This window comes from Amnibacterium kyonggiense (assembly GCF_004364555.1).
GTDB lineage: Bacteria > Actinomycetota > Actinomycetes > Actinomycetales > Microbacteriaceae > Amnibacterium > Amnibacterium kyonggiense.
In genome coordinates this window covers 1,453,618-1,479,193 of the sequence record NZ_SOAM01000001.1, presented here as the reverse complement: position 1 = coordinate 1,479,193, position 25,576 = coordinate 1,453,618, and the positions used below count along the sequence as shown (strand labels likewise).

The 25,576-nt window shown below is 74.9% G+C and carries 25 protein-coding genes; 10 read left to right on the top strand and 15 right to left on the bottom strand.

Going from position 1 to position 25,576, the window contains the following annotated elements; all coding sequences use genetic code 11:
* Positions 1-25 precede the first annotated feature (25 nt).
* Positions 26-457, bottom strand: a complete 432-nt coding sequence (locus tag CLV52_RS07455; protein WP_133765591.1) for a hypothetical protein — start codon at positions 455-457, stop codon at positions 26-28.
* 199 nt (positions 458-656) lie between these two features.
* Between CLV52_RS07455 and CLV52_RS07450 the strand changes: the two genes are divergently transcribed.
* Positions 657-2,564 carry an alkyl/aryl-sulfatase gene (locus tag CLV52_RS07450; RefSeq protein ID WP_246018004.1) on the top strand — a complete coding sequence of 636 codons (1,908 nt, stop codon included), beginning with the start codon at positions 657-659 and terminating at the stop codon, positions 2,562-2,564.
* A gap of 30 nt (positions 2,565-2,594) precedes the next feature.
* On the top strand, positions 2,595-3,287 hold the full coding sequence (locus CLV52_RS07445) for a hypothetical protein (protein WP_211342624.1): 693 nt from the start codon (positions 2,595-2,597) through the stop codon (positions 3,285-3,287).
* 37 nt (positions 3,288-3,324) lie between these two features.
* Here the strand turns inward: CLV52_RS07445 and CLV52_RS07440 are convergent, their stop codons facing one another.
* From CLV52_RS07440 to CLV52_RS07425, 4 genes are all read right to left on the bottom strand, one after another.
* Entirely contained in the window at positions 3,325-3,717 is a 393-nt protein-coding gene (locus CLV52_RS07440; protein WP_133765589.1) for a PPOX class F420-dependent oxidoreductase, read from the bottom strand.
* Between the two features lie 129 nt (positions 3,718-3,846).
* The gene (gene ffh / locus CLV52_RS07435) at positions 3,847-5,409 is read right to left on the bottom strand and encodes a signal recognition particle protein (RefSeq protein WP_133765588.1); all 1,563 of its coding nucleotides are present in this window, start codon (positions 5,407-5,409) and stop codon (positions 3,847-3,849) included.
* A 44-nt stretch (positions 5,410-5,453) separates the two neighbouring features.
* Entirely contained in the window at positions 5,454-6,437 is a 984-nt protein-coding gene (locus tag CLV52_RS07430) for an NAD-dependent epimerase/dehydratase family protein (RefSeq protein WP_133765587.1), read from the bottom strand.
* A gap of 46 nt (positions 6,438-6,483) precedes the next feature.
* Positions 6,484-6,825, bottom strand: a complete 342-nt coding sequence (locus CLV52_RS07425) for a nucleoside triphosphate pyrophosphohydrolase family protein (protein ID WP_133765586.1) — start codon at positions 6,823-6,825, stop codon at positions 6,484-6,486.
* 45 nt (positions 6,826-6,870) lie between these two features.
* On the opposite strand from CLV52_RS07425, the gene CLV52_RS07420 reads away from it, so the two are divergent.
* Complete coding sequence (locus CLV52_RS07420) at positions 6,871-7,773, top strand: aldo/keto reductase (protein ID WP_133765585.1); 903 nt, start codon at positions 6,871-6,873, stop codon at positions 7,771-7,773.
* A gap of 93 nt (positions 7,774-7,866) precedes the next feature.
* Here CLV52_RS07420 and CLV52_RS07415 read toward each other — a convergent pair whose 3' ends face one another.
* Positions 7,867-8,466: an HD domain-containing protein gene (locus tag CLV52_RS07415; RefSeq protein WP_133765584.1), complete on the bottom strand. Its 600-nt coding sequence runs from the start codon at positions 8,464-8,466 to the stop codon at positions 7,867-7,869.
* Here CLV52_RS07415 and lipB point away from each other — a divergent pair.
* The 3 genes from lipB to CLV52_RS07400 all read left to right on the top strand — a co-directional run bounded on the left by lipB (position 8,459) and on the right by CLV52_RS07400 (position 10,829).
* Positions 8,459-9,181, top strand: coding sequence for a lipoyl(octanoyl) transferase LipB (gene lipB / locus CLV52_RS07410; protein WP_211342623.1), 723 nt, complete (start codon positions 8,459-8,461; stop codon positions 9,179-9,181). The genes CLV52_RS07415 and lipB overlap by 8 nt on opposite strands.
* Positions 9,178-10,230, top strand: a complete 1,053-nt coding sequence (gene lipA / locus CLV52_RS07405) for a lipoyl synthase (RefSeq protein WP_211342622.1) — start codon at positions 9,178-9,180, stop codon at positions 10,228-10,230. The genes lipB and lipA overlap by 4 nt, the downstream gene beginning before the upstream one ends.
* Positions 10,231-10,316: 86 nt before the next feature.
* Entirely contained in the window at positions 10,317-10,829 is a 513-nt protein-coding gene (locus tag CLV52_RS07400) for a gamma carbonic anhydrase family protein (RefSeq protein WP_133765583.1), read from the top strand.
* Positions 10,830-10,892: 63 nt separating this feature from the next.
* On the opposite strand, the gene ftsY is transcribed toward CLV52_RS07400, so the two are convergent.
* Positions 10,893-11,756, bottom strand: coding sequence for a signal recognition particle-docking protein FtsY (gene ftsY / locus CLV52_RS07395; protein ID WP_246018003.1), 864 nt, complete (start codon positions 11,754-11,756; stop codon positions 10,893-10,895).
* A gap of 88 nt (positions 11,757-11,844) precedes the next feature.
* On the opposite strand from ftsY, the gene CLV52_RS07390 reads away from it, so the two are divergent.
* The gene (locus tag CLV52_RS07390) at positions 11,845-12,726 is read left to right on the top strand and encodes an NAD(P)-dependent oxidoreductase (protein WP_133765581.1); all 882 of its coding nucleotides are present in this window, start codon (positions 11,845-11,847) and stop codon (positions 12,724-12,726) included.
* A gap of 4 nt (positions 12,727-12,730) precedes the next feature.
* On the top strand, positions 12,731-13,552 hold the full coding sequence (locus CLV52_RS07385; RefSeq protein ID WP_133765580.1) for a shikimate 5-dehydrogenase: 822 nt from the start codon (positions 12,731-12,733) through the stop codon (positions 13,550-13,552).
* Between the two features lie 256 nt (positions 13,553-13,808).
* On the opposite strand, the gene smc is transcribed toward CLV52_RS07385, so the two are convergent.
* The 3 genes from smc to CLV52_RS07370 all read right to left on the bottom strand — a co-directional run bounded on the left by smc (position 13,809) and on the right by CLV52_RS07370 (position 19,005).
* The gene (smc, locus tag CLV52_RS07380; RefSeq protein ID WP_133765579.1) at positions 13,809-17,213 is read right to left on the bottom strand and encodes a chromosome segregation protein SMC; all 3,405 of its coding nucleotides are present in this window, start codon (positions 17,211-17,213) and stop codon (positions 13,809-13,811) included.
* A gap of 73 nt (positions 17,214-17,286) precedes the next feature.
* Positions 17,287-18,243, bottom strand: coding sequence for an acyl-CoA/acyl-ACP dehydrogenase (locus tag CLV52_RS07375; protein ID WP_133765578.1), 957 nt, complete (start codon positions 18,241-18,243; stop codon positions 17,287-17,289).
* A 210-nt stretch (positions 18,244-18,453) separates the two neighbouring features.
* Positions 18,454-19,005 carry a hypothetical protein gene (locus tag CLV52_RS07370; protein WP_133765577.1) on the bottom strand — a complete coding sequence of 184 codons (552 nt, stop codon included), beginning with the start codon at positions 19,003-19,005 and terminating at the stop codon, positions 18,454-18,456.
* Between the two features lie 157 nt (positions 19,006-19,162).
* On the opposite strand from CLV52_RS07370, the gene CLV52_RS07365 reads away from it, so the two are divergent.
* The gene (locus CLV52_RS07365) at positions 19,163-19,849 is read left to right on the top strand and encodes a response regulator transcription factor (protein ID WP_133765576.1); all 687 of its coding nucleotides are present in this window, start codon (positions 19,163-19,165) and stop codon (positions 19,847-19,849) included.
* On the top strand, positions 19,849-21,210 hold the full coding sequence (locus CLV52_RS07360) for a sensor histidine kinase (protein WP_133765575.1): 1,362 nt from the start codon (positions 19,849-19,851) through the stop codon (positions 21,208-21,210). The genes CLV52_RS07365 and CLV52_RS07360 overlap by 1 nt, the downstream gene beginning before the upstream one ends.
* Before the next feature lie 4 nt (positions 21,211-21,214).
* On the opposite strand, the gene CLV52_RS18890 is transcribed toward CLV52_RS07360, so the two are convergent.
* The 5 genes from CLV52_RS18890 to CLV52_RS07340 form a co-directional block, all read right to left on the bottom strand.
* Positions 21,215-22,243, bottom strand: coding sequence for an MFS transporter (locus CLV52_RS18890; RefSeq protein WP_246018040.1), 1,029 nt, complete (start codon positions 22,241-22,243; stop codon positions 21,215-21,217).
* Positions 22,135-22,458, bottom strand: a complete 324-nt coding sequence (locus CLV52_RS18885) for a hypothetical protein (protein ID WP_246018046.1) — start codon at positions 22,456-22,458, stop codon at positions 22,135-22,137. The genes CLV52_RS18890 and CLV52_RS18885 overlap by 109 nt, the downstream gene beginning before the upstream one ends.
* A gap of 57 nt (positions 22,459-22,515) precedes the next feature.
* A complete protein-coding gene (locus tag CLV52_RS18880; protein ID WP_133765573.1) occupies positions 22,516-24,342 on the bottom strand; it encodes a thiamine pyrophosphate-requiring protein in 1,827 nt (608 codons plus the stop codon).
* An 83-nt stretch (positions 24,343-24,425) separates the two neighbouring features.
* Entirely contained in the window at positions 24,426-25,256 is an 831-nt protein-coding gene (locus CLV52_RS07345; protein WP_133765572.1) for a DUF1206 domain-containing protein, read from the bottom strand.
* A 21-nt stretch (positions 25,257-25,277) separates the two neighbouring features.
* The gene (locus CLV52_RS07340) at positions 25,278-25,574 is read right to left on the bottom strand and encodes a DUF4287 domain-containing protein (protein WP_133765571.1); all 297 of its coding nucleotides are present in this window, start codon (positions 25,572-25,574) and stop codon (positions 25,278-25,280) included.
* Positions 25,575-25,576: the final 2 nt, after the last annotated feature.

The window sequence follows — 25,576 nt, the reverse complement described above, 5'->3', positions numbered from 1 at the left end:
GAGCCGCCTCGCCGATCGGGTTTGCTCAGCGGAGGAGGCGCCGCACGCCGGCCCGGCACAGCAGCAGGGTGATGATCAGCAGCGTCACCGGCAGGAAGCCGCCGAGGCTCACCCGCGTGCCGAGCACCAGAGCGACCAGCTCGAGGACCAGGAACTTGCTGCCGATCAGCACGCCCCAGAGCAGGAGGCCGGCCGCCGCCTTCCGCACGGGCCCTGCCGCGCGGCGGAACAGCCGTCGCACCCGGTTCTTGACGACCACCACGACCTCGAGGACGGCCTTCAGCAGCACCGCGGTGACGACGGTGATCGTGAAGGACTCGCTGATCACGGCGGGCACGTACTCGACGAACAGGTTCAGCACCACGATGTAGACGAAGACGTCGACGACCGCCGCGGCCTTCCGCGGATCGACCGTCCGCGCCGAGTGGTCGTCGCCGCCGATGGTCGCCCCGCTCATCGCCCGCTCCCTGCTGCCGAGGGCCCCGAGACTCCTCCGGCCCACGTCGTCGCGACTCACCCGGAATCGGTGATCCGCCGCCCCGGATGCGGAGGGCGAGCGGGAGCCACCCGATCCGGGTGATCCCGTCCTGCCGCCGCCCGCCTTGACTGCGAGCGCGCCCCGGAGCGGGGGTCGCCGCCGAGGAGGGGAGCGCGCGATGAGCACCGCGCACATGACGGAACTGGATCAGAAGCCCGCGTCGGCCGCCGTCGCGGCCGAGCACCGGCGGCTCCTCGCGTCGCTGCCCTTCTCGGACCAGCAGGACTTCGAGGACGCCCGCCGGGGCTTCCTCGCCGCGCTGCGGCCGGGCGTCGTCCGCGCCGGCGAACGGGTGGTGTGGGACGGCGACGCCTACGACTTCCTCGAGGGCGAGGCGCCGGAGACCGTCCATCCGAGCCTCTGGCGCCAGTCGGAGCTGAATGCGATCCAGGGTCTGTTCGAGGTGGCGCCGGGCATCCTCCAGGTGCGCGGTCTCGACCTGTCGAACGTGTCGTTCATCGAGGGCGACCGCGGCGTCGTCGTGCTCGACCCGCTCATCTCCGCCGAGACCGCGGCGGCGGCGCTCGGCCTCTACCGGCAGGTGCGGGGCGACCGTCCGGTCACCGGTGTGATCTACACGCACAGCCACGCGGACCACTTCGGCGGCGTCCGGGGCGTGGTCCGGCAGGAGGACGTCGACGCGGGCCGAGTCCCGATCCTGGCGCCGGCGGGGTTCATCGAGCACGCGGTCAGCGAGAACGTCTCGGCCGGAACCGCGATGGCCCGCCGGGCCGGGTACATGTACGGGGCCGCGCTCCCCCGGGGGCCGCGGGGGCAGGTCGGCGCCGGGCTCGGCCAGACCACCTCGACCGGCACGTTCGGCATCATCCCGCCCACGCTGCAGGTGACCGCGACCGGCCAGGAGGAGACGGTCGACGGGGTCCGGATGGTCTTCCAGCTGGCCCCCGGCAGCGAGGCGCCCGCCGAGATGCACATCGCCTTCCCGGACCGGCGCGCCCTGTGCATGGCGGAGAACGCCACGCACGTGCTGCACAACATCCTCACGATCCGCGGCGCGGAGGTGCGCGACGCGCACGCCTGGGCCGGCTACCTCACGGAGGCGATCGACCTGTTCGGCGGGGACGTCGACGTCGTCTTCGCGTCCCACCACTGGCCGACGTGGGGCCGCGACCGGGCGATCGAGTTCCTGACCCTGCAGCGCGACCTCTACGCCTACCTGCACGACCAGACGGTGCGGCTGCTCAACCAGGGGCTGACCGGGGACGAGATCGCCGAGGTGCTGGTGCTGCCGCCGGCGCTGGAGCGTGCCTGGCACGCGCGCGGCTACTACGGCTCCGTCAGCCACAACGTGAAGGCCGTCTTCCAGCGCTACATGGGCTGGTACGACGGCAATCCGGCGCACCTGTGGCCGCACCCGCCGACGGAAGCGGCGCGCCGGTACGTCGACTTCATGGGCGGCGCGGACGCCGTGGTCCGCAGGGCTCGCGGATCGTTCGACGCCGGGGACCTCCGCTGGGCGGCGGAGGTGCTGAACCACGTCGTCTTCGCCGAGCCCGATCATCGGGCGGCCCGGGACCTGCTCGCCGACACGTACGAGCAGCTGGGCTACGGCTCGGAGAACGGCACCTGGCGGTGCGCGTACCTCTCCGGCGCGCACGAGCTGCGCCACGGCGCGTTCGGCACCCCCGTCACCCCGGTGTCCCCGGACGTGCTGGCGCAGCTGACCCCGGAGCAGCTCTTCGACACCCTGGCGTTCCGGATCGACGGACCGCGCTGCTGGGACGAGCGGCTCGCGCTGGACGTCGTGCTCGTCGACGCGGCCGCGCGCTACCGGCTGACCCTCCGCAACGGCGCGCTCACCGTCACGTCCGCAGTGCAGACGACGGACGCCGACGCCGTCGTCTCCCTCCCCCGCTCGGCGCTGCCGGTCCTCGCCACCGGAGCCGTCGATCCCGCCGGCCTCGCCGCTGCGGGCGTCGCGATCGAGGGGGACGCGTCGGCGCTCCGCCGGCTGACGGCGGCGCTCAGCACGCCGGATCCGGACTTCGCCATCGTCACCCCCTGATCCGCGCGGGAGCGGAGGACGGAGGCGGCCGTGCCGGCATCGACGGTGGCGATCACCGGTCGACGACTGCGCACGCCGCGCGCGGCCTCCGTCGCCGGCATCGTGTTCTCGCTGCTGCTCGCCACCGCGCTGACGCTGATCACGCTCTCGTCGCCGGAGGATCCCGCGTCGGTCGGCGCCTGGCTCACCGACTCCCCGCGGCGAGGCACGCTGACCGTGGCGTTGAGCCTCGTCCCGTTCGCGGGCATCGCGTTCCTCTGGTTCATCGGCGTCGTGCGCGACCGGGTCGGCGTGCGGGAGGACCGGTTCTTCGCCTCCGTGTTCCTCGGCAGCGGCCTGCTGTTCGTCGCGATCCTCTTCACGGCGGCGGCCGTCGCGGGCGGCCTCGTCGCGGACGAGTCGCTGCGATCGGGCGCCCCTCCCGGCCCCGCGCTGCTCGCCCTGGGGCGGCAGGTCGTCGGGCTGCTGCTGCAGGAGTACGCGATGCGCATGGCCGCGGTGTTCACCATGAGCACCGCGACGATCGCGCTGCGGACGCGGGTCGCCTCCCGATGGGTCGGGTGGCTCGGCATCGCGGTCGCGGCCACCCTGCTGGTCGCCGCCGGGCTGACGCCGTGGTTGGAGCTGCTGTTCCCCGCCTGGGTACTGCTGCTCAGCGTCGACATCCTGCGCAGCGACCCGGCCGGCGAGCGTCCGGCGCCCGACCGACGGCTCGTGCGCTGACCGCGGTCAGCGGTCCTCCCGCGGTGACGGCATGGGATCAGCCGCGCGGGCTCGAGACCCGGCGCGGCGCGATGCGGAGCAGCACACGCTGGCCGCCGCCGCCGAAGTGCGGGTACGGCTTGCCGAGGTACTTCTGGGACACGTCGTCGATGTGCTCCCGAGCGCCCTCCGTGGTGATCTCGCGGACCTCCCCGCGGATCTGCACGTAGTCGGTGGGCCGGGCGGGATCCGAGACGGTCAGCGCGACGCGCGGGTCGCGGCGCACGTTGCGGAGCTTCTGGTGCCCCTCCACCGTGTTGATCAGGACGTCCTCGCCGTCGGTGTCGACCCACACCTGGGTCACCTGCGGCGACCCGTCGGGCATCGTCGTCGCAAGGTAGCAGATGCTCGCGGAACGGAGGAGGTCGAGGACGTCCGGCATGAGTTCCATCGGCCCGACCCTACGGGCGAGCACATGAGCAGGAACCAGTCGCTTCAGCAGGAAGGAGGAGCCGCCTGGTTCCTGCCGAAGCGTCTCGTTCCTGCTGTCGTGCTCGGGACTTCCTGTTGACGTGCTCGGTCAGCGGCCGAGGAGCTTCTGGAGCTGCTCGAGGTCCTCCGGGCTCGGCTGGCCGGCGCCGCCCTGCGCGCCGCCGCCGAGGCCGAAGCCCGCGCCGCCCGCGGTCTGCGGCTTCACCGAGCGGCCCTCGGCGAGCGCCGCGTTCTCCGCGGCGCGCTTCGCCGGGTTGCCCGACTTCGAGCCCTTCTTCTTCTGCGCCACCTGCTTGCGGCCGCCGCCGTAGCCCACCGGGCCCATGCCGGGGATCTGCGGGACGCCGCCGCGCGCGACGGTCTTCATCATCTTCGCGGCCTGGTCGAACCGCTGCACGAGCTGGTTCACGTCCGTCACGGTCATGCCCGAACCGCGGGCGATGCGGAGGCGGCGGGAGCCGTTCAGCAGCTTCGGGTTCTTCCGCTCGGCCGGCGTCATCGACTGGATGATCGCCTCCGTCCGGACGATCTCGCGCTCGTCGAACTGGTCGAGCTGCTCCCGCATCTGCCGGGCGCCCGGCAGCATGCCGATCATCTTCATCAGGCCGCCGCGGTTGCGCAGCTGCTGCATCTGCTTGAGGAAGTCCTCGAGCGTGAACTGGGAGGTCGCGATCTTCTCCGCGAGCTCCATCGCCTCCTGCTCGTCGAACGTGGCCTGCGCCTGCTCGATGAGCGTGAGGATGTCGCCGAGGTCGAGGATGCGGCTCGCCATGCGGTCCGGGTGGAACGGCTCGAAGTCCTCGAGCTTCTCACCCGTGGACGCGAACACGATCGGGCGGCCGGTCACGGAGGCCACCGAGAGCGCCGCGCCGCCGCGGGCGTCGCCGTCGAGCTTCGTGAGCACGACGCCGGTGAAGTCGACACCGTCCTGGAACGCCTTCGCGGTGGCGACCGCGTCCTGACCGATCATCGCGTCGATGACGAACAGGACCTCGTCCGGGTCCGTCGCCTTCCGGACGTTCGCGGCCTGCTTCATCAGCTCCGCGTCCACGCCGGTGCGGCCCGCGGTGTCGATGATGACGACGTCGTGCTGCTTGTCGCGGGCGTAGCGGACGGCGTCCTTCGCGACGCGCACCGGGTCGCCGACGCCGTTGCCGGGCTCCGGCGCGAAGACGGTGGCGCCCGCCTGCTCGCCGACGATCTGCAGCTGCTGCACCGCGTTCGGCCGCTGGAGGTCCGCCGCGACGAGCAGCGGGGTGTGGCCGTCGTTCTCGAGCCACTTCGCGAGCTTGCCCGCGAGCGTCGTCTTGCCCGCGCCCTGGAGGCCGGCGAGCATGATCACGGTCGGCGGCTGCTTGGCGAACTCGAGTCGGCGCTGCTGGCCGCCGAGGATGCCGATGAGCTCCTCGTTGACGATCTGCACGACCTGCTGGGCCGGGTTCAGCGCCTTGTTGACGTCGGCGCCGAGCGCCCGCTCGCGGACGCTCGCGGTGAACTGCTTCACCACGTCGAGGTTCACGTCGGCGTCGAGGAGCGCCCGCCGGATCTCGCGGACCGTGCCGTCGACGTCGCTCGCCGTGAGCACGCCCTTGCTGCGCAGGTTGGCGAGCGCGGCGGTGAGTCGATCCGACAGGGATCCGAAGGTGGCCATAGGTCCGGGATTCTACCGGCGGCGCCGACGCCGGGCGGGTCGTTTCAGGCGCCGGCGAGGAGGCGGAGGAGCTCGCGCTCCTCCTCGTCCGCGAGGCCCGCGCCGTGGGGATGCTCCGGCCGGGTCTCCTCCCAGGCAAGCACGTCGCGCAGGGTCTCGTCGAGCGGGCGGTGGACGAGGCCGGCGGCGCGCGCCCGCTCGCCGCTGCGCGACGTGAACCCCTGCCAGTCCGGGGCCGCGAGCCAGAGCGGCAGGCTGCGCGGGCCGGCCCACTCCACGACGCCCTGCTCGGCGAGCCACGCCTCCGGCGCCGCGACCACCGCGGCAGCGGAGTCGGCGGCCCGGCCGGCGGCCGCGAGGTGCTCGGCGAGCGGCACCTCCCGGCCGACGGCATCGAACACGCCGCCCGTCCCGTCCTCCGCGCACCGCACGAGCCAGGCCGCGAGGTCGCGGATGTCGATCAGCTCCGTCGATCGCTGCGGCGCGTCGGGCACGAGCACCGCGTCGCCGCTCGGGTGCGCGAACCGCCAGGGCCAGTAGCCGGAGCGCCCGGAGGTGTCGCCCGGTCCGCCGATCAGCCCCGCCCGCGCGACGAGCGCCCGGTCGCCGAACGCCGCCAGCACCGCGGCCTCGCACGCGACCTTCGCCGACCCGTAGTCCTCCATCGACGCCATCCGGTCGCCCTCGAGCGGCGGGAGGAGCGGGAGGGACTCGTCGCCGTGGCGCGTGCTCGTGTCGACGTAGACGTTGCCGGTCGACACGAAGAGGTACCGCCCGGCGTCGAGGGCCTCGATCGCGCCGCGGACGTGGCCGGGGTGCCGGGCGACGTCGAGCACCGCGTCCCAGCGCCCGCCGGCCTCGGCGTACGCGTCCGGCCGGTCGCGGTCGGCGCGGATCAGGCGCGCGCCCTCCGGGACGGCGCCGGCCTCGCCGCGGGCGAGGCAGACCACCTCGTGCCCGCGGGCGACGGCCTCCGCCGCGGTCGCGCCGCCGAGCCACGCCGTGCCGCCGAGCACCAGGATCCGCATGCCGCGATCCTGCCGCGGTCCGCCCCGCGTCGCCTCGATCGTCCACTCAGAGCAGCGCCGGGTCCTCCGTCGTCGAGGGATGGAGCCGCTCCCATTGCAGCCACTTCGCCTCCATCGCCGCCTCGACGTCGACGCCGTGCCGGCGGGCGAGCAGCAGGACGTGGCCGAGCACGTCGGCGACCTCCTCGGCCGTCCGGCGCTCGACCTCCTCGGCGTCCCACCCGCGGTCCTTGCCGCGTCCGGTGCGCGCGAGCTGCACCTGCGTCAGCTCGCCCAGCTCCTCGACGAGCTTCAGCAGGAACCAGTCGTCGTCGCGGGCGAAGCCCTCGCGGGCGGCGTAGCCCGCGGAGATCCGTTCGAGCCGGTCGGGGAGCGAGGCGAGGTCCACGGCCCCAGTGAAGCGCGGGCCGCCGACGCCGCTACCGTCGCTGCGATGCGCACCACCGCCGTCGCCGGGCTCGACCTGACCGCCCTCACCATGGGATCCGCGCCGCTGCCGACCCCGGTCGCGCGGGCGGTCGACCTGCTCGACGAGGGGTGGGAGGCCGGCATCCGCGCGCTCGACGCCGCGGACGGCACCGGAGGCGCCGAGTCGGCTGCCGGTCGCTGGCTCGAGGAGCGGCAGCCGGAGGGCGTCGTCGTGCTCTCCGGGCTCGGCGCCGTCGTCGGGCAGGGCCGCGGCACGGACCTCTCCCCCGCGCGCATCGACGGGCACGTCGCCGCGGCGGTGCGCCGACTCGGCCGCGTGGACCTCGGCTGGCTGCGCGGCGCGGACGCGGAGACGCCGCTCGAGGACACCCTCCAGGCGCTCGCCGGTGCGGTCGAGGACGGTCGGCTGCGCGCCTGGGGCGCGGGCGACGTGGACGCGTGGGCGCTCGAGACGCTCCTCGCCGAGGCCGACCGGGCCGCGCTCCCCCGACCCGCGTTCGTCCGGGTGCGGCTGAACCTGCTCGAGCGGGACGCCCTCCGGGACCTCGCACCGCTCGCCGTCGGCGAGGGCGTGGCGCTGCTCGCCGGTGCTCCGCTCGGCGCCGGACGACTCACCGACCGGCACGTCGCCGCCGAGGAGCGCACGGCCGAGGCGATCCGCTTCGGCGCCCCGCGGGACACCCCGGTCGACCCGGCGCTCGAGACCCTCGTCGCGCTCCGCGACCTCGCCCGCGGCCTGGAGCTGTCGCTCGAGGGCCTGGCGCTCGGCTGGCTGCTCGCGACCGAGGCGGTCGCCTCCACGGTCGCGACGCCGCGCGCGAAGGCGGACTGGGATCCGGTGCACGAGGCGCTCGAGCGCCCGCTCGACGCGGAGACGGTCGAGCGGCTCGAGTCCCTTCTCCCCTGACGTTGCACGGATCAGGACGGAACGAGCGACACGCCGCCGGTCGGTCTCGGAGGTGCGGCGTGTCGGCCGACTCGTCCTGATCGGTGAAACGAGCTAGAGGGACTCGAGGGGGTTGGCGGCCAGCTTCTGCCGGAGCCCGCCCGCGACCAGCCGTGCGGCCTGGGAGGTCGGCTTCCGCTCGGCCCGCTCGGCGACGCGGTCGCCGAAGTCGGTCGCGAGGGCGCCGCGCGGGTACGCCTCCAGCACCTCGAGCAGGTACTCGCGGGGCAGCGCGTCCGGCCGCGCGCCGGAGATGTCGAGGCCGGTCGCGATCTCGAGCAGGTGCCCCTCGACGTCGAGCCCGGGGTCGACCTCGGGCCAGTTGTGGCGCTCGATCACCTCGACGAGCCGCTGCTGCAGGTCGCGCGACCACCCCGCCCCCGCGCCGAACACCGCGGCGACGTGGCCGCCGCCGATCTCGTACGGCGTCCGGACCGCGTCGAACTCCTCCGCGAGCCCCAGGTCGTGCAGCAGCGCGGCGACCGCGAGCAACTCCCGGTCCGGCCGCAGGCCCTGTACCTCCGCGAAGCCGGCGGCCCAGTACCAGCTGCGGATGCTGTGGGCCGCGAGCGCCGGGGTCAGGTAGCGGACGGCGAGATCGAGCGCCGCGCGGACCGTCGCGGTCTCGGGCGGGCGGAGGTCGGCGATGCGCATCTCCGTCATCCTGCCGGAGGCGTCCCCGGCGCGACGTAGGGTTGCGCTCGTGATCGACGTCGCGCTCACGAGCCTCGCGCCGGACCTGCTCGACTACCACGAGGGGTGGGCGCTGCAGCGCCGCGTCCACGCGGAGGTCGTCGCCGGCACGCGACCGGACTCCCTGATCCTCTGCGAGCACGAGGCAGTCTTCACGGCCGGCAAGCGGACCGCGCCGGACGAACGCCCGGTCGACGGGACGCCGGTGGTCGACGTGGACCGCGGCGGCAAGATCACGTGGCACGGGCCGGGCCAGCTGACCGGCTACCCGATCCTCACGCTGCCGGACCGGCACGAGGTCGTCGCGTTCGTCCGCGACCTCGAGGCGATGATGATCGACGTCGCGGCCCGCTTCGGCGTGCACGGCGAGCGCGTCGAGGGCCGCAGCGGAGTCTGGGTCAAGAGCGGCGACGACTGGGACAAGATCGGCGCCATCGGCCTCCGCGTCGAGCAGGGCGTCACCATGCACGGGTTCGCCCTGAACTGCAGCAACGACCTCGCGCCGTACGACCGGATCGTCGCGTGCGGCATCCGCGACGCCGGCGTCACCACCCTGTCGGCCCTCACCGGCCGCACGATCACGCCCGCCGACGCGGCGCCGATCGTCCTCCAGCACTTCCGCGACGGCGTCCTCGGCCTCGCGCACCGCACCGACAGCACGAAGGTGGCCGCATGACCGACCTCGCGACGCCCAAGGTCGTCCGCCTCCCCTCCACCGGGCTCAGCCCCGAGCAGGAGGCCGCGCAGGCCGGGCACCGCCGGATGCTGCGCCTCGAGGCGCGCAACGCCGCGACCCCGATCGAGCGCAAGCCCGAGTGGATCCGCACGACGCTGAAGCAGGGCCCGGAGTTCCAGGCGCTGCGGAACCTCGTCAAGGACGAGGGCCTGCACACGGTGTGCCAGGAGGCCGGCTGCCCGAACATCTCCGAGTGCTGGGAGGACCGCGAGGCGACGTTCCTCATCGGCGGCTCCCAGTGCACGCGGCGGTGCGACTTCTGCCAGATCGACACCGGGAAGCCCGCGGACTACGACCGCGACGAGCCGCGCCGCGTCGCCGAGTCGGTGACGCAGATGCGCCTCCGCTACGCGACCGTCACGGGCGTCGCTCGCGACGATCTGCCCGACGAGGGCGCGTGGCTGCACGCCGAGACCGTGCGGGAGATCCACCGCCAGAACCCGGGCACGGGCGTCGAGATCCTCGCGACCGACTTCTCCGGCAACCCGGACCTGCTCGGGGAGGTGTTCTCGTCCCGCCCCGAGGTCTTCGCGCACAACGTCGAGACCGTGCCGCGCATCTTCAAGCGCATCCGCCCGGCGTTCCGCTACGAGCGCTCGCTCGGCGTGCTGACGCAGGCGCGCGACGCGGGCCTCGTCACCAAGTCGAACCTGATCCTCGGCATGGGCGAGACGGCCGACGAGGTGCTGCAGGCGCTGGAGGACCTCCACTCGGCCGGCACCGACATCATCACGCTGACGCAGTACCTGCGCCCGACGCCCCGGCACCTGCCGGTCGCGCGCTGGGTGACGCCGGCGGAGTTCGAGGACTTCAAGGTCGCGGCGGAGGAGATCGGCTTCCTCGGGGTGCTCGCCGGGCCGCTCGTGCGCTCGTCGTACCGCGCCGGCCGGCTCTACGCGCAGTCGATGGCCGCGAAGGGCCGCGCGCTGCCGGAGGGCCTGCAGCACCTCGCCGACCCGACGCTCGGCTTCGCTCAGGCGGTCGGCTGACCCTGCTCCGCCCCTCCGCGGCTGTTCCGCCTGCACCGGCGGGCGGAACAGCCGCGCAGAGGCGGGGATGCGCGAGGCTGAGGCGCATGGCGACGATCCTGCCCTTCGGAGGCGTGCTCCCCCGCGTCCATCCCTCCGCGTACCTCGCCCCGACCGCGACCCTGATCGGCGACGTGGTCGTGGAGGCGGACGGGGTCGTGATGTTCGGGGCGGTCCTCCGCGCCGACCGCGACCGCATCGTGCTGGGACGCGGCAGCAACCTGCAGGACAACGTGGTCGTGCACGCCGACCCCGGCTCCCCCGCGCTGCTCGGCGCCGGCGTGAGCGTCGGGCACGGCGCAGTCGTGCATGGCTGCGTCATCGGCGACGACTGCCTGGTCGGGATGAATGCGACCGTCCTGAACGGCGCGGAGATCGGCGCCGGATCGCTCGTCGCGGGCGGCGCGGTCGTGCTCGAGGGCTCGACGGTGCCGCCGCGCTCGCTCGTCGCCGGGGTGCCGGCGAAGGTCCGGCGGGAGCTGGAGGACGCGGAGGTCGACCGGATCCGGCGGAACGCGCAGACCTACCGCGACCTCGCCCGCGCCTACCGCGCGGGCTGACGGTTCACGGATACGGAGATCCGGGACGCTTCGCGCCGCGGATCTCCGTATCCGTGAACGGGATCAGCCGACGAGGCCCTGCGCGAAGACGTGCGGGGTGAAGCCGGTGAGGTCCTGGATGCGCTCGCCCTGACCGATGAGCTTGATCGGGATGCCGGTCTCGTCCTGCACCCGGAGGACGAAGCCGCCCTTCGCCGACCCGTCGAGCTTCGTGATCACGAGGCCGGTCACCCCCGCGGACTCGATGAACGCCTGCGCCTGCATGACGCCGTTCTGCCCGGTGGTCGCGTCGAGCACGAGCAGCACCTCCGCGATCGGGGTGAGCTTCTCGACGACGCGCTTCACCTTGCCGAGCTCGTCCATCAGCCCGCCCTTGGTGTGCAGCCGGCCGGCGGTGTCGATGAGGACGATCTCGGTCCCGGTCCGCTGCGCGTACTCGATGGTCTGGTAGGCGACGGAGGCCGGGTCCTGCCCCGGGTGCTGCGGCCGCACGACCGCGGCACCGGCCCGCTCCGCCCAGGTCGCGACCTGCTCGACGGCGGCGGCGCGGAACGTGTCCGCCGCACCGACGACGACGCTGCGGCCGTAGTTGCCGACGAACTTCGCGAACTTGCCGATCGTCGTCGTCTTGCCGACGCCGTTCACGCCGACGATGAGCACGACGGCGGGCCGGGCGGACAGCTTCAGCGTCGGGTCGAACCCGGCGAGCCGCTCCTCCACGTCCTCCCGCAGCATCCGCTGCAGGTCGCGCGGGTCGGTGGTGTGGAAGCGGTCGACCTTCTCACGGAGGTCCGTCAGCATCGACTCGGTGATGTCCGGACCGAAGTCGGCGCCGATCATCGCCGCCTCGAGGTCGTCCCAGGTGTCCTCGTCGATGGTCCGCACGGTCCCGAAGAGGTTCCGCAGCCGTGCACCGAATCCCGCCACGGGGACCAAGGCTACGGGGCCGCGCCCTCCCTGCCCGCACCCGGGATGCCGGGGCTAGCGTCGTCGCGCCGAACCGGAAGGACCTGCGATGCCGTTCACCCCCTCAGTCGCCCTGCTCGGGACCGGGACCATGGGCGTGGGGATGGCCCACTCCCTCCTGCGCGCCGGTCTGCCCGTCACGGTCTGGAACCGCCACCCCGAGAAGGCCGCCCCGCTCGCCGGGGACGGCGCGACCGTCGCCGAGTCGCTCGAGGAGGCGGTGCGCGGCGCGCACGTCGTCGTGTCGATGCTCTTCGACGAGGCGTCCGTCGCCGAGGTGATGGAGCGTGCTCTGCCGGCCTTCGACGCCGGGACGGTCTGGGTGCAGTCGAGCACCGTCGGCCGGGACGGGATCGCACGGCTGGCGGCGCTGGCGAAGCCGCACGGCGTCCCGTTCTACGACGCCCCGGTGGTCGGCACGAAGCAGCCCGCGGAGACCGGGAAGCTCACCGTGCTCGCCTCCGGCCCCGCGGTCACGCGCGACGTGGTGCAGCCGGTGTTCGACGCGATCGGCGGCAAGACCGTCTGGCTCGGCGACGAGGCGGGACCGGCGAGCGCCATGAAGCTCGTCGCGAACTCGTGGGTCGGGACGATCACGGCCGGGACGGCCTTCGCGATCGCGCAGGCGGCCGCGTTCGGGCTGCAGCCGTCGCAGTTCCTGGAGACCGTCTCGGGCGGCGCCGCGGACAGCCCCTACCTGCAGACCAAGGGCGCCGCGATCGTCGAGAACCGCACGGAGGACCCGCAGTTCGCGCTCGACGGCCTGCTGAAGGACCTCCGCCTGATCCGCGACGCCGACCGGGCCGCGAACGTACCGACCACGCTGATCGACGCCCTCGTCGACCTCTACGCCGACGCGTCGGAGCAGGGCTTCGGCGGCCACGACATCGCCGCGGTGGGCGCGGCGTTCCGGCCCGACGACGAGGAGTAGCCCGATGGCGGAGCGGCCCGACCTGAACAAGGACACCCGCGTCTGCATCTCCCTCGCGGGACGCCCGAGCGATCTCGGGACGCGATTCCACAATTCGCTCTACGCGGAACTCGGGCTCGATTTCCTCTACAAGGCGTTCACCACGACCGACCTCGAGGGCGCCGTTCGCGGCGTGCGCGCCCTCGGCATCCGGGGCTGCTCGGTGTCGATGCCGTTCAAGTCCGCGATCATCCCGCTCCTCGACGGGCTGGAGGACTCGGCCCGCGACATCGGGGCGGTCAACACCGTGGTGAACGACGGCGGCCGGCTGACGGGTGCGAACACGGATGTCGAAGCGGTCGCGTCGCTCCTCGTCCAGCACGGCCTGGACCCCGACCAGCGGGCGGTGATCCGCGGCAGCGGCAGCATGGCGTCGGCGGTCTCCTCCGCCTTCGCCCGCGCCGGCTTCCGGCGGACGACGATCTGGGCGCGGAACCGCACGGAGGGCGCCGCCATCGCCGCGCGCGACGGGCACCGCTTCAGCGACGTCGAACCCGACGCCGCCGACCTGCTCGTGAACGTGACCCCGCTCGGCATGACCGGTGCCGACGAGGACGTGCTGGCCTTCGACCCCGACCTGATCCGCGGCGCCCGCGCGGTGCTCGACGTCGTCGCCGTCCCCGTCGACACGCCGCTGGTCCACGCGGCCCGCGCCGCCGAGCTGCACGTCGTGACCGGTGCGGAGGTCCACGCGCTCCAGGCGGCCCTGCAGTTCGAGCGCTACACCGGGGTCCGACTCACCCGCGCGCAGGTCGCCAGGGCGGCCGCGTTCGCGCGCGGCACCTGACGCATTCGATTCCGCCGTCGATCTCGAATCGATCACGGGGAATTCATGCGGAAATGAAACCCGGAATGGGGATAGGCGCTTAACGCGCGTCGCAATACATTTGTCGTACAGCCGCTACCCGAGTGGGAGCGACCGCATGGTCGGTTCCGCAACAGCTCGAACGACTGCTCGCCGCGGCCGCCGTCAGCGCGCTGGGCCACCCCGCATCGGCCCCGCGCAGACGGCGGGCGCGGTGGGAACTCCACCGCCCCGCCCGTCAGGACCGGGCCGCGAGCCGCTGGCCGATGACCGTCGAGACGCCGTCCTGGCGCATCGAGACGCCGTAGAGCGCGTCCGCGATCTCCATCGTGCGCTTCTGGTGGGTGATGAGGATCAGCTGCGACGCGTCGCGGAGCGACGAGACGACCTCGAGCAGCCGGCCGAGGTTCGCGTCGTCGAGCGCCGCCTCCACCTCGTCGAGGATGTAGAACGGGCTCGGCCGAGCGGTGAAGATCGCGAGCAGGAACGCGACGGCCGCGAGCGACCGCTCGCCGCCCGACAGCAGCGACAGCCGCTCGATCCGCTTGCCGGCGGGCCGGACGGCGACCTCGACGCCCGGCTCCTCGCCGCGCTGCCCGGACCCGTCCTCCGTGAGGCTCAGCCGTCCGGAGCCGCCGGGGAACAGCACCGGGAAGATGCGCTCGAACGCGGCCTCGGTGTCCGCGTAGGCGGCGGAGAAGATCTCGTGCATCCGCCGGTCGAGGTCGTCGACGATCTTCAGCAGGTCCGCGCGGGTGCGGTGGAGGTCGGCGAGCTGCTCGCCGAGGAACGCGTGCCGCTGCTCCAGCGCCGCGAACTCCTCGAGCGCGAGCGGGTTCACGCGGCCGAGCCGGGCGAGGCGGCGCTCCGCGGCGGCGAGGCGCCGCTCCTCCTCCTGCCGGTCGAGGTCCGGGGCCGCGGCGGCGGCGAGGGCCTCGGCGTCGAGCCCGAGGTCGCCGAGCGCCCGGTCCCGGACCGTCTGCAGCGAGACCTGCTGCTCGTAGGCGCGCATGTCGAGGTCGCGCGCGCGGCGGTCGAGGTCGCCGACCTCCGCCCGGGCGGTCGCGAGCCGGGAACGGGCCGCGCGCAGCTCGGCGCTCTGCTCGGCCCGCTCCCGTTCCGCGATCGCGAGGCCGGTGCGCGCCTCCGTCACCGCCGCGTCGACGGAGGCCTGCCATGCCGGCAGCTCGCCGAGCACGGCCTCCGCCGCCTCCCGCTGGAGCGTCCGCGCGGCGGCGCGGCGGGCCGCCTGCTCGGCGGCGCGCTCGGCCGCTCGGGCCCGATCCTCGAGGGCCGTCAGCCGGGCGCGCTCGGCGCGGAGGCGCTCCGTCAGCGTCTCCGCCTCGAACCGCGCCGCGACGGCGGCCTCGCGCGCCGCGTCGAGCGCCTCCGCGACCGGGACGCGAGCGGCGCCGTCGACGGCGGGCCGCTCCCCTGCCCGCGCCGCCGCGACCGCGTCCGCGCTCACGGCCCGCGCAGCGGCGGTCTCGTCCCTGCGCGTCGCGGCCTCCGCGGCCTGGGCGGTCGCCCGCGCGAGCTCGGCGGACGCCGCATCCGCGGCCGCGAGGGCGCCGGCGCGCCGCCGCTCGTCGGCGCGGGCCGCAGCCGTCCGCTCGCGTTCCCGGCGCTCGGCCGCCTCCTGCGCGGTGCGAGCGGCCTGCTGCGCCGCCTTCGCGGCCTGGAGCCGGTCCCGCGCCGCGGCCACCTCGACCGCGAGTCGCGCCGCGTCGGCGGCCGCGGCGTCGCGCTCCGCCGCGAGCTCGACCCCGCTCGTCGCCGAGCCCGCCGTGCGGAGCCGGACGGCGGTGACGAGCTCGCCGGCGACGGTGACGGCGACGAGGTCGGACCCGGCCACCGCGGCGGCCGCCTCGTCGCGGTCGCGGACGAGCACGACGCCTCGGAGCAGCGCGAGCACGCCCGCGGGCGCCCGGACGACGTCGACGGCCGGGACGCCGATCCGCGTGTCGAGGCGGACGGGAGGCTCGTGGCCGCGGGCCACCAGGTCGACCGCGCCGAGCGCGCGAACCGCCTCCGCCGCGTCGGCCGGATCGTCCACGACGGCGGCGTCGAGCAGGGGCCCGAGCACGGCGCCCACCGCGGTGCGCCACGCGGGATCGATGTCGAGGAGGTCCTGCAGCCGGCCCGCGCCCGGCAGCGCACCGAGCACGTCCGCGACCGCCGGCGGCGCCGCGGTCGCCGCCCGCAGCGCTGCGAGGCGGGCGTCGACGGCGCTCTGCTCGCGCTCGAGCGCGTGCAGCGCCGTCCGGGCCGCGTCGGCGGCGGCGGTCGCCTCGGTCAGCTCGGCCGCGCTCCCGTCGTCGCCGTCGTCCGCGCCGTCCTCCGCCGGCGCGGGCAGCGCCGCCAGCTCGGCGGCGGCGCGCTCGGCGCGGGCCGTCGCCGCCTCGACCGCCGCCGCTCGACGGGAGGCCTCCGCCTCCGCCGCGGTCGCCCGGGAGGCCGCGGCGGCCGCGTCCCGCTCGAGCGCCGCGATCCCCCGGTCGAACGCCGCGACCCGGGCGGCGTCGGCGGCGATGCCCCGGTCCACCTCGTCGAGGCGCCGCTGCGCATCGGCGACGGCCGCCTGCGCCTCGACGCGCTCGGCCTCGACCGCCACGACGCGCTGCTCGAGCGCGGCGATCGCGGCCACCGCGTCGTGGCGCTCCGCGGACGACGGGCCGGCGGCCGCGGCGGGCACGTCCTCCGGAGCGAGCAGCGCGACGCGGGTCGCCGCGGTCTGCGCGAGGGCCCGGAACCGCGCCTGCGCCCCCTCGAGCTCGAGGGCGGTGCGGCGGAGCGCGTCGAGCGCGTCGCCGGCCGCCTCCCGCTCGAGCACGCCGGTCCGCGCCTCGAGCGTGCGCTCCGCGTCCTCCGCGATGTGCCGCGCCGTCCGGAGCTCGTCCTGCTCGGCGGCCAGCCGGTCGACGGACTCCGCGAGCCGCGCCGCGTCGAGCGCGAGCAGCGCCGTCCGCGACGCCCGCACCGCGGCCTGGATGCCGGCCGCCTCCCGCGCGATCTCCGCCTGCGCGCCGAGCGGCTTCAGCTGCCGCTGGAGCTCGTCCTTCAGGTCGGTGAGCCGCGTGAGGTTCGCCTGCATCGCCTCGAGCTTCCGCAGCGTCCGCTCCCGTCGCCGCCGGTGCTTCAGGATGCCGGCGGCCTCCTCGATGAAGCCGCGGCGCTCCTCCGGCGTCGCGCGGAGCACGGCGTCGAGCTGGCCCTGCCCGACGATGACGTGCATCTCGCGGCCGAGGCCCGAGTCGGACAGCAGCTCCTGCACGTCGAGCAGGCGCACCGCGTCGCCGTTGATCGCGTACTCGCTGCGCCCGTCGCGGAAGAGGGTGCGGCTGATCGCGACCTCGCTGTACTCGATCGGCAGCGCGCCGTCGGCGTTGTCGATGGTCAGCACGACCTCGGCGCGGCCGAGCGGGCCGCGGGTGGAGGTGCCGGCGAAGATCACGTCCGCCATCGAGCCGCCGCGGAGGTTCTTCGCGCCCTGCTCCCCCATCACCCACGCGAGCGCGTCGACGACGTTCGACTTGCCGGACCCGTTCGGGCCGACGATGCAGGTGACGCCCGGCTCGAACCGGAACGTCGTGGGCTGCGCGAACGACTTGAAGCCCTTGAGCGTGAGGCTCTTCAGGTGCACGCCCGCGACTCCCCTCGCCGTGAGGCCCCGCGCCTCGGCTCGAGGCTAGCGAGCCGGTGGGACACGCGTCGGATCAGGCCCCGAGGCGGTCGAGGAGCGCGGCGCGGATCGCGGGCCGCGACCCGAATCCGAGCAGCAGGTGCGCCTCCCGCAGCAGGCGGTCCGAGCGCGAGCCGCGGAGCACGCCGCTCCCGCCGTCGTGCACGGCGAGCGCGGACGCCGCGCGCACGGCGAGCGCGGAGCAGGCGGCTCGGGCGGCCGGCAGCGCTGCGACGTCGGCAGCGAGCAGCGCCCCGCGCGCCGCCGCGACGGCCGAGACGAGCGCGTCGGACCGCAGCGCGACCGCCGCCCGGCCGGCGACGCCGAGCGCCAGCGCGCCGTTGCCCGCGAGCCCGGCCGCGTCCGCAGCGGCCCACGACTCCGGGCGCACGCGCTCGATGATCCGCTCCTCCGCCACCGGCACGTCGTCGAACGCGAGCGTCACGGTCCCGGACGCGTTCGCGGCGACGAGCCCCGCGGGCTCGGCCCGCATGCCCGGACCGACGTCGGCGAGCAGGGTCACGACCGACCCGTCCTCGTCGACGGCGGCGATCCGGAACACGTCCGCGAGCCCCCACGCCGACACCCAGCGCGCGCTGCCGTTCAGCCGTCGGGCCGCGGGAGGGCCCGACAGCCGCAGCGGGTCGGGGCCGTGGACGGCGGTGATGACGACGCCGGCCCGGATCCGACCGGCGGCGAGGTCCGGTGCGAACGCCGAGACCGGCCCGGGGGCCGCGGCGACCGGCCCGAGCGCGCCCTGGTGCTGCAGCCAGACGAAGGCCGTGGCGAGGCACCCACCGGCGAGCGCCGCGGTCACGTCGACGCGCACCTCGAGGCTCGGCCCGCGGGCGGCGAGCCCGGTGATCCCCGCGGCGTCGAGGGCCGCGAGGTGCGCCCCCGGCACGCGGTCCGCGGCGTCGACGGCCTCGGCGTCCGGAAGGAGCACCTCCTCCGCGAGCCGCCGGGCGACCTCGACGACGCGCTCCACCACGCCGCCATGCTTCCATCCGGCGCTGGGCGGCCGCACCGGCCCCGGCTCCGCAGGTTCACCGATACGGAGATCCGTCGACCGGATCTCCGTATCGGTGAACAGCGACCCGGGCCGTCCCGGTCGGAGCAGGGCCGTCCCGGGCGGAGCAGGGCGGTCCCGGTCGGAGCAGGGCGGTTTCGGGCAGCCGTGGTCAGCCGCGGCGAGCCGCGGTCAGCCCTGCTTCGCCTCGCACTTCGCCTGGAAACGCGCCTGTACGGTCTTGACGTTGTTCTGGATGGTCGTGCCGTAGTCGCCGGCGAGGGCCTTCTGCTCGATCGACTTCGCCTCGGCCTGCCGGGCCGCGCCCTTCGGCTCGCCCCGCAGGGTTTTCAGGTCGGCGCGGAGGGAGGCGGGCAGCTCGGCCGCGAGCGCCTGCCGCGCGGCCTTCCCGCCGCCGACGACGCGGGCGACCTGCTCCGCGCGGGCGCCGTAGCCGCCGGCGAGAGCCTTCTGGCGGATCTCCTTGCGCTCGGCCGCGCGGGCGGCGCCCTTCGGCTCCGCCCGCAGCTTCTTGAGGTCGGCCTTCAGCTGCGCGGGCATCGCGCCCCGCAGCTCGGCGCGCAGGTGCACGCCGCAGGCCGCGGGCGTGGCGGAGGGGGTCGGCGAACCGTCGGCGGTGGCGGCCATCGCGGCGGTCGCGCCGCCGCCGACGGCGAGCAGCACGGCGGTGCCGGAGGCGATGAGAACGGCCCGACGACGGGCGGTGCGGAACGGGTTGTGCACGGTGCTTCTCCTCGTGGAGGGGTGATGGTTCGGGCCGTCGCGGTGCGGCAGCGGGATCGAGTGTGCGGTCGCCGTGCGCGGACGACGTGCGGGGAATGTTCGAGCCGTGTAAAGCGCGCTCTCGCCCTCCGCCCGCGCCGTCCGAGGTGGCGGTTGAATGGCCGCCGTGGACGCCAAGGGGCTCGTGCTCGTCGCGGAGGACGAGCGCGCGATCGCCGACCTCGAGCGGCTCTACCTGACCGACGCGGGATTCGGCGTGCACGTCGAGCGGGACGGCGACGCCGCGCTCGCCGCGGTCGAGCGCCTGCGGCCCGTCGCGATCGTGCTCGACGTCGGGCTGCCCGGCCGGGACGGCCTCGACGTGTGCCGGACGCTGCGCGCCCGCGGCGACTGGACGCCCGTCGTGTTCGTCACCGCCCGCGACGACGAGATCGATCGACTGCTCGGCCTGGAGCTCGGCGGCGACGACTACCTGACGAAGCCGTTCTCCCCGCGGGAGCTCGTCGCCCGGGTGCGCGGGCTCCTCCGTCGCGCCGCCCTGCCCGCGACCGGCGCGCCGATCGTCCTCGGCGCCGTCGAGCTCGACCCGGCGCGGCGGACCGTCGTCGCGGCCGGCCGGGCGGTGGAGCTGACGGCCACGGAGTTCGACCTGCTCGCGAAGCTCATGAGCGCGCCCGGGCGCGTCTTCACCCGCGAGCAGCTCCTGTCGAGCGTCTGGGGCCAGGCGGACTACGGCGGCGGCCGCACGGTCGACGTCCACGTGGCGCAGGTGCGCGCGAAGCTCGGGGACGCGAGCCCGATCCGCACCTCGCGGGGCGTGGGCTACGCCGCGGTCGCCGAGTGATGCGCGGGCTGTCCGCGCGGATCCTCGCCCTGTCGCTCGGGCTCGTGCTGGCGACCACGCTCGCCGCCGGGCTCGCGACCGTCCAGTTCGCGCGCGCCTCCGCCTCGACCCAGCAGCGCGCGGAGCTCGCCGCGCAGGCGTCCCTGCTCACCCTGCAGTCCGCCCGGCTCGTCACGCCGAGGGCGCTGCAGCGCATCACCCCCGGACTCGACGGCTCGGTGCTCACGGTGACGGACGCGGACGGCGCCGTCGTCCTCTCGACCGCACCGCGGCGCGCGCGCCTGCTCGCGGCCACGCGCGCCGCCGCCGCGCGGGCCGCGACCGGCGTCGACGTCTCCACCGAGGTGGAGGTGCGGAGGCGGACGGTCCTGGTCGAGGCGCGCGCGACCGACGACGGCGGCGCAATCGTGCTCACCCGTCCGCTGCGGGCGCTGAGCGGCGAGGCGGCGGCGCTGGTCGGGCGCATCCTGCTCGTGCTCGTGGTCGCGCTCGCGGTCGCCGCGGCCGCCGCCGTCTGGCTGTCACGGCGGATCGCCCGGCCGCTGACGGCCACCGCGCTCGCCGCGCGCCGCCTCGCCCGCGGCGAGCGCGGGGTCGCGGTGCCGGAGGACGCCCCGGGCGAGGTCGGCGACGTCGCCGACGCCCTCCGTGCGCTCGACCTCGCCCTCGCGCAGAGCGAGGGCCGACAGCGCGAATTCCTCCTCTCCGTGTCCCACGAGCTCCGCACCCCGCTCACCGCGCTCCGCGGCTACGGCGAGGCGCTCGCCGACGGTCTCGTCACCGGCGACCGGGTGCGGGAGGTCGGCGGCGTGCTCGTCGCCGAGACGGGGCGCGTCGAACGCTTCACCGCGGACCTGCTCGAGCTCGCCCGCCTGGAGGCGGACGACTTCTCGATCGTCGCGGCGGAAGTCGAGCTCGGCGCGATCGCGGCGAGCGCCGTGGAGGCGTGGCGGGCCCGGGCGGAGGCCGCTGACATCACGCTCAGCACGCGGGGCTTCGAGCAGACGCTGCCCGTCCGGGCGGACCCGCGCCGGGTGCGCCAGGTGCTCGACGGACTCGTCGAGAACGCGCTCCGGGCGACGCCGGGCGGCGGTTCGGTGCTGCTCGAGGCCGTGCGCGGTGCGGACGTCGGCGGCGTCGCCGTCGAGGACACGGGTCCCGGGCTCTCGGACGAGGACCTCGCCGACGCCTTCACGCGCGGGCTCCTCCGGGAGCGCTACCGCGAGACGCGGCCCGTCGGCACCGGGCTCGGCCTGTCGATCGCGACGCGGCTCGCGGCCCGGATGGGCGGCCGCGTCCGCGCCGAGCACGCCCGCACGCCGCCCGGCGCCCGCTTCGTGCTCGAGCTGCCGACCGGCTGAGGGGTCAGGCCGGCGGCCGCTCCACGTGCGCCGGGAGCCGGCGGCCGAGGAGGAGGGCGGCCGCCGCCGTGCCGAGCATCCCCATCACGATCACGACGACCCAGGAGGTCGGGACGCCGCCGCCGAGCAGCACGCCGGCGAGCGGCGGCCCGATGAAGCCGCCGAGCGGCCACGTCGCGGAGGCGAGCGCGTTGTACCGGGCCCGGAGGTGCGGCGGTGCGAGCGCGTTCGGCACGCCGCCGCCGACCGGGCTGTAGAACGTCTCCCCCACGCCGAACACGGTGAGCGCGATCACGAACCCGACCCCGGCGACGACGCCGTGCAGCCCCGGGAGCGCCGCCAGGCCGGTGAGCATCCACCCGAGCGCCCATACGAGCGCCGTCGCCGCGAGCAGTCGGCTGCGCCGCACGCGCCGGGTCACCCGCTCGACGGTCAGCTGCACGAGCACGATCGCGGCCGTGTTCGCGGCGAACGCGAAGCCGACGACCTGCGTCGTGCTGCCGCCGACGCTCGTCACGAACGACGCCCACGGGCCGTTCAGCTGCGCGTAGCCGAAGACGCCGAGGGCCAGCGCGACGAGCAGGTAGCCGACGAACGCCCGGTCGCGCAGCACCTCCCGGTACCCGCCGCGGAGGCCCGCCTCCTGATGGCGCTCGCCGGGCAGGTAGCCGGGGGCCCGCCGCAGCCCGATGAGCACGAGCAGCGCGAAGGCGGCGGTGGTGGTCGCGTCGATCCCGTAGACGAGGTGGAAGCTCGCCGGCCGCTCGATCGACACGAGCCAGCCGGAGAGCAGGCCGCCGACCCCGATCCCGGCGTTCAGCAGCCCGAACCGCAACGCGTACGCCCGGGAGCGACGCTCGGGCGGCACCTGCTCCGCGACGAGCCCGTTCAGGGAGGGCCAGACGGCGGAGTTCCCGATGAGGTTCAGCGCGACCCCGACCGCGGCGGGCCCCGGCGAGCCGGCCAGGGCGAGCAGCCCGGTCCCGCCGCCCTGCACGAGCAGCCCGAACCCGGCGAGCCGGCCGAGGCCGATGCGGTCGCCGAGGTGACCGCCGACCGCGGACGAGACGAGACGAGCACGGATCCCACGGCGACCACGACGCCGGCGATCGCGAGCGGCGCCCCGAGCACGTCGTGCAGGTAGACGAAGAGGTAGGGCATCGTCAGGCCCGCGCCGAGCGACGACACGAGCGTGCCCGCCAGCGTCACCCGGAACGCGCGCGTCCCCGCGGTGGTGGTTCCTGGCACCGGACGAGCCTAGGCAGGGGCGCCGACGGTGCCCGCCGCCCCCCAGTCCGCGCGGGGTCAGTCCTCCTTCGAGCCGAGGTGGAGGGCGCCCTTCACGCGCTCGAGGCCCTCCGACACCAGGCCCTCGGCGGAGTCGACGAGCACCTGCGGGGCGAGCGGGTCGCCCTTTGCGAACGCCTTCGCGGTGTTGTTCCGGTACTCCGCCGTGATCTTCGGCGGCAGCGGCGGCGCGTTGCGGGTCACGAGGTCGTCGATCACCGTGACGCCCCGGAAGGCGAGCGCGGCCTCCACGGCCGTCGCCGCGTCCTCGTCCTTCGACACCGTGATCCCGTTGAAGCCGAGGAGCCGCGCCCAGCCGGCGTAGTCGACGCTCTCGACGTCCTGCGAGCCGCGCCAGACCGGGTTCCCGTCCTCCGTGCGCATCTCCCACGACACCTGCGCCAGGTCGTCGTTGTGCATGACGATCACGACGAACGTCGGGTCGTCCCACGAGGCGAGGTACTTCTTCACGGTGATGAGCTCGTTCATGCCGAGCATCTGGAACGCGCCGTCGCCGATGGTGCAGACGACCGTCTGCTCGGGGTGCGCGAACTTCGCGGCGATCGCATACGGCATCGCGCCGTTCATGCTCGCGAGCCGCCCGGACATGTCGCCGCGCATGCCGCGGCGGAGGCGGATGTGGTGGCCGTACCAGTCCGCGGTCGTGCCCGCGTCACAGGTGACGATCGCGCCGTCCGGCAGGCGCCGGTTCAGCTCGTGGAAGATGCGCCGCGGGTTGCCGCCGTCCGGGAACGTGAGCATCGCCTGCTGCTCCATCTCCTGCTCCCAGTCGTGGAAGCCGGCGGCGATGCCCTCCTGCCACGACCGGTCCTCGGTGCGCTCGAGGAGCGGCAGCAGGGCGGTGAGCGTCGACTTCACGTCGCCCCACAGGTTCACCTCGGTCGGGTACCGCACGCCGAGCTGCTCGGGCTTCAGGTCGACCTGCACGCCGCGGGCCTGACCGGACTTCGGCAGGAACTCGCCGTACGGGTAGTTCGTGCCGAGCAGCACGATCGTGTCGCACTCGTTCATCTGCTTCAGGCTCGGCAGCGAGCCGAGGAGCCCGACCTGCTGCGTGTGGAACGGCACGTCCGAGGGGATGACGTCCTTCCCGCGGAGCGCCGTGATGATGCCGGCGCCGACGCGCTCCGCGGCGGCGAGCACCTCGTCGGTGGCGCCGCGCGCACCCGCGCCGACGAGGAAGGTGACCTTCTCCCCCGCGTTGATCACCGCGGCGGCGCGGCGCAGCTCGTCCTCCGGCGGCGTGATCCGCGTGGAGGCGGCGACCGCGCTCGACCGCGACACCCAGTGCTCGGGAGCGAGGGACGCGGCTTTCATCCCCTGCACGTCGTGCGGCAGCACGATCACCGCCGGCTGCAGCCGCGCGATCGCGGTGCGGAACGCGGTGTCGATCACGGCCTGCGCCTGCTCCGGCGTCGTGATCGTCTGCACGTAGCAGGCGACGTCGGCGAAGACGCGCTCGAGGTTGTCCTCCTGCTGGGTGAAGGTGCCGATGGACGCGAGGCCCTGCTGCCCGACGATCGCGACGACGGGCACGTTGTCGCTCTTCGCGTCGTACAACCCGTTCAGGAGGTGGAAGGCGCCGGGGCTGGAGGTCGCGATGCAGACGCCGACCTCCCCGGTGAACTTCGCGTGCGCGGTCGCCATGAACGCGCACATCTCCTCGTGCGTCGGGCGGATGTACTCGAGCCCCTCGTCCGTGCGGTCCGCGCTGCCGAGTGCGCCGTCGAACTCCCCGATGCCGTCGCCCGGGTACCCGTAGACCCGTCGGACGCCCCACTCCCGCATCCGTCGGATCACGAACTCGCTGACCGTCGTCGCCATCACCGCCCCGTTCCCGCGGCCCGATGACCGCCTGACGACCGTATGACCGGCGACCGGGAGGGAGCAGGACGGCGTTCGGACGCTCAGGCGGTGCGGGCGATGCGCGCGCGGACCAGGGCGTAGAGCCCGGCGAGGATCCAGCCGACGCCGATCGCGATGAGCAGCGCCTGTCCGAAGGGGGTGCTCGGGAAGTCCGCGAGCGCCTCGTCGAGGCCCCCGATCCGGGTGGCGTCGACGGTCCAGGCGGCGACGAGCAGCGTCCCGCCGACGAGGAGGACGGTCGCGCCCTGCGCGACGTAGGCGATGGCGCCGAGGACGAGGACCGCCCGTCGCCGCCTCGCGTCGTCCGGGAGCCGGATCGTCTTCACGAACCGGCGCGACGCGCCGAGCCACACCATGCTCGCGCCGACGATCAGGACGACCGCCCCGACGAGCACGACGGCGACCTGACCGCCGGGCACCTCGAGGAGCTCCCGACTCGCCGCGCGACGCGCGTCGGCGTCGACCGCGTGGGCACCCAGCGCGAACCGGACGGCCGCGAGCCCGATGACGCCGTAGACGGCGCCGCGCCCCCAGAAGACGAGCCGCTGCCGCCACCGCTCGAGGAGCTCGCCATCGTCGACGAGCGCCCCCTGGATCAGCAGCCAGAGGAAGAGGGCGCCGTTGCCGCCGGCGACGAGCGCGAGCAGCAGCACGCCTCCGGGGACCGCGGCGATCGCGCCGAACGCCCCGGACGCGCCCGGCGCCGGACCGTCGACGTGCGCCGCGAGCAGCAGGGCGAGGACGCCGATCATCCCCCGCAGCAGCGCGGAGGCCACGTACCCGGACCGCGCGACGGCCCGCACGATCGGGTTGTCGCTCGCGCGACGGACGGACCGCTCGGCGTCGTCGACGCGCTCCTCGAGCCCGCTCACCGCCGGATCACGGGATCGAGGCTAGGCGGGCTCCGGCTTCGTCGCCGCCCCGTCCAGCCACAGCGTGTCGGTCTCGTCGCGGTGCACGCCGTCGGTGCCGACGTGCTTCGTGCTGATCCGCGGCCCCTTCTGGACGACGTGCACGATCGCCATGCCGTGCCCGCGGCCGAGGTCGTAGTCCTCCTTCAGCCACGCGAGGATCGCGCCCGCCTTCGTGCCAGGGGCGTCGAGCCCCTTCTCGTGCGCGATCGCGATGAGCTGCCGCGGGGTCAGACCGGTCTTCTGCTCGACCGCGTCGAGGTACGCCTGGAAGGACACCC

What these genes read in the sequence shown, in the direction of transcription:
- CLV52_RS07455 (WP_133765591.1), bottom strand. Translation starts at nt 457, where the DNA reads ATGAGCGGGGCGACCATCGGCGGCGACGACCACTCGGCGCGGACGGTC.
- CLV52_RS07450 (WP_246018004.1), top strand. Translation starts at nt 657, where the DNA reads ATGAGCACCGCGCACATGACGGAACTGGATCAGAAGCCCGCGTCGGCC.
- CLV52_RS07440 (WP_133765589.1), bottom strand. Translation starts at nt 3,717, where the DNA reads ATGGAACTCATGCCGGACGTCCTCGACCTCCTCCGTTCCGCGAGCATC.
- ffh (WP_133765588.1), bottom strand. Translation starts at nt 5,409, where the DNA reads ATGGCCACCTTCGGATCCCTGTCGGATCGACTCACCGCCGCGCTCGCC.
- CLV52_RS07430 (WP_133765587.1), bottom strand. Translation starts at nt 6,437, where the DNA reads ATGCGGATCCTGGTGCTCGGCGGCACGGCGTGGCTCGGCGGCGCGACC.
- CLV52_RS07420 (WP_133765585.1), top strand. Translation starts at nt 6,871, where the DNA reads ATGCGCACCACCGCCGTCGCCGGGCTCGACCTGACCGCCCTCACCATG.
- lipB (WP_211342623.1), top strand. Translation starts at nt 8,459, where the DNA reads ATGCGCATCTCCGTCATCCTGCCGGAGGCGTCCCCGGCGCGACGTAGG.
- CLV52_RS07415 (WP_133765584.1), bottom strand. Translation starts at nt 8,466, where the DNA reads ATGCGCATCGCCGACCTCCGCCCGCCCGAGACCGCGACGGTCCGCGCG.
- lipA (WP_211342622.1), top strand. Translation starts at nt 9,178, where the DNA reads ATGACCGACCTCGCGACGCCCAAGGTCGTCCGCCTCCCCTCCACCGGG.
- CLV52_RS07400 (WP_133765583.1), top strand. Translation starts at nt 10,317, where the DNA reads ATGGCGACGATCCTGCCCTTCGGAGGCGTGCTCCCCCGCGTCCATCCC.
- CLV52_RS07390 (WP_133765581.1), top strand. Translation starts at nt 11,845, where the DNA reads ATGCCGTTCACCCCCTCAGTCGCCCTGCTCGGGACCGGGACCATGGGC.
- CLV52_RS07385 (WP_133765580.1), top strand. Translation starts at nt 12,731, where the DNA reads ATGGCGGAGCGGCCCGACCTGAACAAGGACACCCGCGTCTGCATCTCC.
- CLV52_RS07365 (WP_133765576.1), top strand. Translation starts at nt 19,163, where the DNA reads ATGGCCGCCGTGGACGCCAAGGGGCTCGTGCTCGTCGCGGAGGACGAG.
- CLV52_RS07360 (WP_133765575.1), top strand. Translation starts at nt 19,849, where the DNA reads ATGCGCGGGCTGTCCGCGCGGATCCTCGCCCTGTCGCTCGGGCTCGTG.
- CLV52_RS18880 (WP_133765573.1), bottom strand. Translation starts at nt 24,342, where the DNA reads ATGGCGACGACGGTCAGCGAGTTCGTGATCCGACGGATGCGGGAGTGG.